Genomic DNA, 3184 nt, shown 5'->3' with positions numbered 1-3184 from the left:
CGTCCGCATAGGCCTGCGCCAAACCGCGGTCATGCGTCGTCATAATCACCGTCAGACCGTCTTCTTTGACACGCGCACAAACCTGATCCATCAGTGCCCGTGCCGAGCGATAATCCTGTCCATATGTCGGCTCATCCAGCAAGAGCAGCTTTTGACCGCCTGCCAGAACAGACAGCACAGCCAATCGGCGCTGCTGTCCCTGACTGAGCATATATGGCGAGAATTTTTGATACTTGCGCAGACCGCAGGTATCCAGCATATCCAATGCCCGCTGTTTGATCTGTTCCGGGGATTCTTTCGCATATCTGCGGCTCAGTCCATCCGTCACTTCTTCCGTCACGTTCTGTGTGATAAACTGATTGGATGGATTCTGAAAGGCAATGCCCACCTCATCAAAGCAGCCCTTCTGGTCAATCGAGCGAAGCTCTCGCACGTATCCGTTTTCTACAATCGCAATATCTCCCAGATAATCGCGCTGTTTGAGCAGAGTCATCATCAAGGATGTTTTTCCGCAGCCGCTCGGTCCCAAAATAGCGGTAATGCAGCCATCCGGAAATATTGCTTCTCCCTGAAACAGCAAGCTGTCTGGTTCAGCAATATTTTCTCGCATCCGACGGCGTTTTTTCGGCTTTTGCGGAATTTTCGGCATCGTCACATGACTCAAGCGCAGCCCATCCTCTGACTGCTTCTCTACACACGGCAGTTTGCGCGTCTCCTGCCAGATGCCCGGATAGGCAACACCCTGTTCCCGAAACAGCGGGCGCGCCTGCTCCAGCTGTTCTGCCGTTTTGGTCTCGCACAGTACCTGTCCGCCTTCACCGAGCAGCAGGAATCGATCCGCTGTGCCAATCCAGTGGTCTGCCATGTGGTCAATCGCCACGATTGTTTTTCCCTGCTCTCGACACATCCGGCGCAGCAAGACCATCATTTCCTGTACAGCGTCCGGATCCAAGTTGGCAAACGGCTCATCCAGCAAAATACACGAGGCATCCAGCAGATGAATACAGGTCAAAACCGCCCGTTGTTTTTCACCGCCGGACAGACTGAACAGCTTTCTGTCCAGCAAGTGCGCCGTGCCCATCACGCGGGCAGACTGCTCTGCTCGCTCCTGCATTTGTTCTACTGGCACGCTGATATTTTCCATACAGAAATACAGTTCCTCGCGCAGCGTCGCCATGCAAAACTGCAAATCCGGATTCTGGAACATCATAGAAATCTTTTTTGCGCGGTCACTCGGACGCAGCTGTTTGAGCGGTGTGCCAAACAATGTAATCGAACCCTCGGTCAAGAAACCGCCGTTTTCCGGCAGCAAGCCGCACAAAATCGCTGCCAGCGTACTTTTTCCGCAGCCGCTGCTCCCCATCAAAACGGTAATCTCTCCCGCCGGAATCGTCAGCGATGCCTTGTCAATCACCGGTTTAGATTTCTCGAAATAGCGAAACGTCAGGTTTTCGCATACAATCGCAGCCTGTTCCATGGATTATTCCACTTCCTCCGGAAGATCCTGCTTCATGCCCAGCGCATAGCCGCGCAGAACGCCAGCCTTTGCCAGGCCATCGCCAATCAGCTTGGACACAATGCCAGTAAAGATAATCGAGCTGATAACACGCAGAACCAGCATGACCGCCAGAATCGATACCGGATATTCACTGTAGCCATAGAAGAAATATTCCGGAATAAAGAATGTCAGAACCGCGCAAATAATCGAGCTGAGAATCATCGAAGACCAATCAAATCTCTTGTAGCGAAATGCCGCAAAGCCCAATTCGCAGCCCAAGCCCTGAAAGAAACCGCTGACCAGCGTAGATACACCAAACATACCGCCCATCATCATCTCAATGATAGCAGCGAGCATTTCTGCAACCAAACCAACGCCGCGCTTTTGAATCACATAGGTTGCAAAAGTTGCCGCCATAAACCATACACCATAGATAATCTGATATGCCAACATATTCAGGCCGAACGGCGTCAGAACGGCAATCAGTGCTGTTCCAATATAATTCGCGCCCAGAAACAGGAACGAAAACAGCACGCCTACGATGGCGACCATCAGAATGTCTTTTAATTTCCACTTCATATTCATAATTCTTTTTTCTTACTCCCTGAAACGACTTAATATTTGCCTTCAATCGCAAAGGCATGATTCATCGGACCGCTGCCCTTTCCCAGATCCAGCATGGCTGCCAGTGCGCCGGAAATATATCGCTTGGCGCAGTCCACAGCTTCGTCCAGATTCATGCCCTTGGCAAGATTGGAGGCAATGGCACTGGACAGTGTGCAGCCGGTACCATGGGTATTGGGGTTGTCAATGCGTTTTCCCTTAAACCACTGATACCCGCCATCCCGATACAGTAAATCGTTCGCGTCGTTCAGATTATGTCCGCCCTTGCACAGAACCGCGCAGTGATAGGTCTCGCTGATCCATTTTGCCGCTTCAACCATCTCATCTGCACTGGTAATTTTCTTGCCGAAAAGAACCTCGGTCTCCGGAATGTTTGGCGTAATCACCGTTGCTTTCGGAATCAGTTGGGTTTTAAGCGTGTCAATCGCCTCATCGCTGATGAGCTTTGCGCCGCTTGTTGCAACCATTACCGGATCGACGACGACATTCTTGAGCTGATACTTCTCAATAGTATCTGCGATGACCTGAATCAGTCCGCTGGAAGAAACCATACCAATTTTTACGGCGTCCGGCGCGATGTCCTCAATGACATCGGTCAGCTGCTCTCGCAAAAACTCCGGAGTCACCTCCATAATACCTGTTACGCCGGTAGTATTCTGCGCAGTCAGGGCAGTGATTGCACTCATGGCGTATACGCCATTTGCCGTCATTGTCTTGATGTCTGCCTGAATTCCGGCGCCTCCGCAGGAATCACTTCCTGCGATCGTCAATGCTGTTTTCATTGTGAACTTGTCTCCTTTCACAGTCATTGATTTTGTATAGCGGCGGAAGGTGGTGCCCCCAATCAACCGCTTCAAAAACGAAACCCTGCAAGATTTTTGCAAAAGAAAAAGCGCACTCGGTAATCCGATGCGCAAGTCAAAAAATCTCTTCCTACGTTGGCATTACCCAAATCAGGTCAAGGGTCAAGGCGGTTGCCTACTCTCAGCCGGTTTACACAAGCTCCCCTGTTTCGTTCAATTTATTATATTATCTTTATTTCTTTCCGTCAAGAACTGATTG

The 3184-nt window shown here is 50.6% G+C and carries 3 protein-coding genes and 1 riboswitch; all 3 genes read right to left on the bottom strand.

The genetic code is table 11. From position 1 onward, the window contains the following. Positions 1–1477 (bottom strand): ABC transporter ATP-binding protein (locus ACR0P9_RS09845; protein ID WP_432619682.1); only part of this gene is annotated, 1477 nt, incomplete at its 3' end. 3 nt (positions 1478–1480) lie between these two features. Continuing rightward, positions 1481–2077 (bottom strand): ECF transporter S component, encoded by a 597-nt coding sequence (locus ACR0P9_RS09840; protein ID WP_432619680.1) that lies wholly within the window; start codon positions 2075–2077, stop codon positions 1481–1483. A gap of 35 nt (positions 2078–2112) precedes the next feature. Continuing rightward, positions 2113–2904, bottom strand: a complete 792-nt coding sequence (gene thiD / locus ACR0P9_RS09835) for a bifunctional hydroxymethylpyrimidine kinase/phosphomethylpyrimidine kinase (RefSeq protein WP_432619678.1) — start codon at positions 2902–2904, stop codon at positions 2113–2115. Positions 2905–3035: 131 nt separating this feature from the next. Continuing rightward, positions 3036–3141: riboswitch (TPP riboswitch) on the bottom strand. Positions 3142–3184 lie beyond the last annotated feature (43 nt).

The sequence above is a fragment of the Butyricicoccus sp. genome (genome assembly GCF_050872565.1).
Lineage (GTDB): Bacteria > Bacillota > Clostridia > Oscillospirales > Butyricicoccaceae > Butyricicoccus_A.
The sequence above is the reverse complement of the archived record's forward strand: the minus strand, read 5'-3'. Positions and strand labels throughout refer to the sequence as shown.

Excerpts from the sequence above, each read along its gene's own strand:
- ACR0P9_RS09840 (WP_432619680.1), bottom strand. The coding sequence starts at position 2,077 with ATGAAGTGGAAATTAAAAGACATTCTGATGGTCGCCATCGTAGGCGTG.
- thiD (WP_432619678.1), bottom strand. The coding sequence starts at position 2,904 with ATGAAAACAGCATTGACGATCGCAGGAAGTGATTCCTGCGGAGGCGCC.